This window comes from Staphylococcus sp. EG-SA-17 (assembly GCF_017151845.1).
GTDB lineage: Bacteria > Bacillota > Bacilli > Staphylococcales > Staphylococcaceae > Staphylococcus > Staphylococcus aureus.
Genome location: NZ_JACVZO010000164.1, coordinates 1 through 248, shown reverse-complemented (window position 1 = coordinate 248; position 248 = coordinate 1). Strand labels below are relative to the sequence as shown.

Below are 248 nucleotides of genomic sequence, written 5' to 3'. Positions count from 1 at the left end.
ATCATCAAAGTTTTAAAAACGGTGGTTCGCCATCTTCTGGTTTAGTGAAAAAAGGTAAAACTAAGAAAACAGGTACCAAAGTAACATTTAAACCTGATGACACAATTTTTAAAGCATCTACATCATTAAATACACGTGTCATTGCTGTTTTAAAACCAACTTCATGTGTACCACCATCTTTAGTACGTACATTATTTACAAAACTTAAAATACTTTCTGAATATTGATCATTATATTGGAAAGCTACG

Annotated in this window: 2 pseudogenes; one reads left to right on the top strand and one right to left on the bottom strand. The window is 30.6% G+C overall.

Features of this window, described 5'->3' with window-relative positions:
* Positions 1-146 (top strand): annotated as a pseudogene (locus tag IDG65_RS14965) (hypothetical protein); the annotation flags it as partial.
* Here the strand turns inward: IDG65_RS14965 and IDG65_RS14570 are convergent.
* Positions 122-248, bottom strand: a pseudogene (locus tag IDG65_RS14570) (hypothetical protein); the annotation flags it as partial. The pseudogenes IDG65_RS14965 and IDG65_RS14570 overlap by 25 nt on opposite strands.